This is a genomic window from Mesorhizobium sp. M7A.F.Ca.CA.002.05.1.1, from assembly GCF_003998335.1.
Classification (GTDB): Bacteria; Pseudomonadota; Alphaproteobacteria; order Rhizobiales; family Rhizobiaceae; genus Mesorhizobium.
The window spans coordinates 1-3391 of the sequence record NZ_RZQI01000663.1; the positions used below are offsets into that span (position 1 = coordinate 1).

General features: G+C 63.7%; 3 protein-coding genes and 1 pseudogene. All 4 read left to right on the plus strand.

What is annotated here, in order from left to right; all coding sequences use genetic code 11:
* A pseudogene (locus tag EN939_RS26180) lies at nt 1-487 on the plus strand (hydroxymethylglutaryl-CoA reductase, degradative); the annotation flags it as partial.
* 3 nt (nt 488-490) lie between these two features.
* Nucleotides 491-1498: an ABC transporter permease gene (locus tag EN939_RS26185; RefSeq protein ID WP_127270346.1), complete on the plus strand. Its 1008-nt coding sequence runs from the start codon at nt 491-493 to the stop codon at nt 1496-1498.
* Nucleotides 1499-1535: 37 nt separating this feature from the next.
* Entirely contained in the window at nt 1536-2552 is a 1017-nt protein-coding gene (locus EN939_RS26190; protein ID WP_164749005.1) for a sugar ABC transporter substrate-binding protein, read from the plus strand.
* A gap of 13 nt (nt 2553-2565) precedes the next feature.
* Nucleotides 2566-3391: ABC transporter permease (locus tag EN939_RS26195; protein ID WP_164751225.1), on the plus strand; the 826-nt coding region annotated here is incomplete at its 3' end.

The following is a 3391-nucleotide window of genomic DNA, read 5'->3' on the forward strand; positions in this document are numbered from 1 at the left end:
CATGAACGGCATCGATCCAGTCGTCGTCGCGACCGGCAACGACTGGCGGGAGATCGAGGCCGGCGCCCACGCCTGGGCGGCGCGCGGCGGCCGTTATACGTCGTTGAGCCGCTGGGAGATCGACGCCGCCGGAAACCTCGTGGGGACGCTGGAAATGCCGATGGCGCTGGGCATGGTCGGCGGCGCCACCAAGACGCACCCGGCCGCGCGCGCAGCGCTGAAACTCCTCGGCGTGACCACGGCGCAAGAGCTTGCCGAGGTCACCGTCGCGGTCGGGCTGGCGCAGAACATGGCGGCGCTCAGGGCGCTGGCAACCGAAGGCATCCAGCGTGGACACATGGCGCTGCATGCCCGCAACATAGCCATCGTGGCGGGCGCGAGCGGCGCGAATATCGATGCGGTGGCAAAGGAACTTGCGGCGGATCACGATGTGCGCGTCGATCGCGCCAGGGAAATCCTGCTCAGACTGGGCAAAGAGGAGGCCTGAGCGGTGAGCGAGGCAGCCGCACGCGGAAATCAGGCTCGGCTTTCCAGCCTGCTCAAAAGCCAGGAAGGCATCGTGCTGGTGCTGGCGGTGCTGGCCTTCGTGCTGTTCTCGTTGCTGCTGCCGTCCTTCTTCAGCCCCGGCAACATCCTAGCCCTGATCAGAAGCGTCTCGATTCTCGGCATCCTGGCGCTGGGAATGGCGCTGGTCGTCATCGCCAGGGGCATCGATGTCTCGATGATCGCAACGATGGTGGTGTCGGTGTCCTGGGCCTTCGTGATCGCCCGCTCGGGCTATTCGCTGGAATTCGCGCTGCTGATCGGCGCGCTGTTCGCGGTGGTCGCCGGCGTGCTGATCGGGATGCTGATCGCTTTCGGCGAGGTCGCGCCGATCTTCGCGACGCTTGCCGCCGGCTCCGTCATCTACGGCCTTGGCCGAACCTTCTTCTTCACGCTGGAGATGCAGAATGTGCCGCCAGGCGCCGAATGGTTCTCGCTGATCGGGCAGGGCCGCATCCTCGGCGTCCCGGTGACGGTGGTGGTCTTTGCCATGCTTTGCCTGGCGCTGCATCTGGTGCTCAGCCGCACGCGGTTCGGCTGGCAGACCTATGCCATGGGCAACAATCCGGGCGCCGCCAGGATCACCGGCATTTCCAACCGGCCGATGATCGTCGCGCAATATGCGATCAGCGCGCTGATCGCCTACGGCGCCGGGCTGGTGCTTGCCTCGTCGGCGTCGGCGATCAACGCCCGGCTTTTCAATTCGACGATGATCTACGACATCCTTCTGGTCGTCGTGTTGGGCGGCATCGGCCTGAATGGCGGCCACGGCAAGGTTCGCAACGTCATTCTGGGCACGATCTTCGTCGGCATCCTGCTCAACGGCATGACGATCATGAACATCGCCTACACGATCCAGAACCTGGTCAAGGGCGTGGTCCTGCTTCTGGCCATCGTCATCGACTCGCTCGTCAACCCACGCGACGAGCAGACGTCCCAGCAAGGGGATCTCTGACACCAATTTCAACGCCAAAATGCAATGGGAGGAAACCATGCGACTTCTGAAAACGACAAAGTGGCTGGCCGCGGCCTGCATCGCGCTTGCCGGTATCGTCACCGCCAGCGCCCAGGACAAGGGCCTGGAAAATCCGCGCTCGACGACGTTCCACAAGACGCTGGAAGGCAAGAAGGTCGTCTTCCTGCCGCTGTCGATGGGTTTCGACCTGACCGAAGGCTGGGCGGCGGTGATGCGCCAGCAGGCCAAGCGCCTCAAGTATGATTTCGAGATCCGCGACCCCGCCTGGAGCACCGACGCGGGAACCCGCGCGCTGCAGTCGCTGATCAGCGAGAAGCCGGACCTGATCGTCGCGCACAATCCCGACATCCAGTCCTACGCCCGGTTGCTGGCTCAGGCGCAGGCCGCCGGCATCAAAGTTGTGCAGATCAACCTGGAATCGAACACCCAGACCGATTCGTATGTCGGCGCCGACTGGACCGAGATCGGCGAACAGGCGGCGCAGGCCGTGGTCGACAAATGCAGCCCCGGCAAGGGTGCTTCGACCAAGGTCGCTATCGACACCGGCGTGCCGACGGCGGCATCCGACGTGTTCCAACTCGACGGCATCTACCGTGTCTTGAACCAGCATCCCGACATCCAGGTCGTTTCGCAGCAGGCCACCGAATACAATCCGGAAAAGGCGCGCTCGATCATGGAGACCGTGCTGCAACAGCATCCGGATCTTTGCGGCGCCATCGGCATCTGGGACAATCAGGACACCGGCACGGCGTCTGCGATCCAGCAGGCCGGCAAGGGCGACCAGGTCTTCCTCGTCACAAGCGGCGGCGGCAACAGGGTCGGCTGCGAGAATGTCGAGAAGGGCCTGTTCAATCTCTACATCAGCTACAACGTGCCGCTGCAGGGCGAAATCCTGAATGCGGAGATCGCAAGGCTGCTGCTCTCCGACGGTACCGCCGGCGAGACCAAGACGCTCTATTTCAATCCGCTGACGCAGATCACCAAGGCCAACGTCAACCAGCGCAATTGCTGGACGCTGGACGATCTGAAGTAGGGAATCCTGACTTATGGCCACCAGCGATGCGCTTTCACGGCTGCGGTACCGGCTTTTGCCGGACCGCCTGTTCGGCGAATTGCTGACCAAGAGCTGGATCGACAACGTCATTCCGGCATTGGCGCTGGTGGTCACGATCCTCGTCATGACGTGGATCATCCCTGGCTATTTCTCGGTCGGCAACCTTACCGATCTCGCCCGCCAGGTGTCGGAATTCGGCCTGATCGCACTGGCGCTCACCATCGTCATCCTCTCGGGCGGCATCGACCTCTCGGTCGGCTCGATGTTCGCGCTATGCGTGCTTGCCGCCCTGGTATCGATGAACGTTGCCGGCCTGCCGGTCGGCGTGGCATTGATCGCGACGCTAGCCACGGGCCTCGTCTGCGGGCTGCTCAACGGGGTGCTGATCGGCTATCTCAGGCTGCGCGCCTTCATCACCACTCTGGTGACACTGGTCATCTACCGGGCGCTCTACGACATCATCTTTCCCCGGCTTGCCAGCGCGATCGTCGGCTCGATGCCGGTCTCCCCGACCTGGGACCTGATCGGCTTCGGCACCTTCTACGGCCTGCCCGTCTCCTTCGCCATTTTCGCCGTCATCGCCCTTGGCGCGCATATCGTCCTGTCAAGGCTAAGGCCAGGATGGCGGTTGCGCGCCGTCGGCGGTGCGCGCCGCTCCGCCTACAATGCCGGCATCAACGTCAAGCTGACGGTTTGCCTCGCCTATGTCGCATCGGGCCTGCTGACCGCGATCGCTGCCTTTCTGTTTTCCGCCCGGCTCGGCAGCACCGGCGCCGACACCGGCATAGGGCTGGAGATTTCCGTATTGACCGCCGTGG

Excerpts from the sequence above, each read along its gene's own strand:
- EN939_RS26190 (WP_164749005.1), top strand. The coding sequence starts at position 1,536 with ATGCGACTTCTGAAAACGACAAAGTGGCTGGCCGCGGCCTGCATCGCG.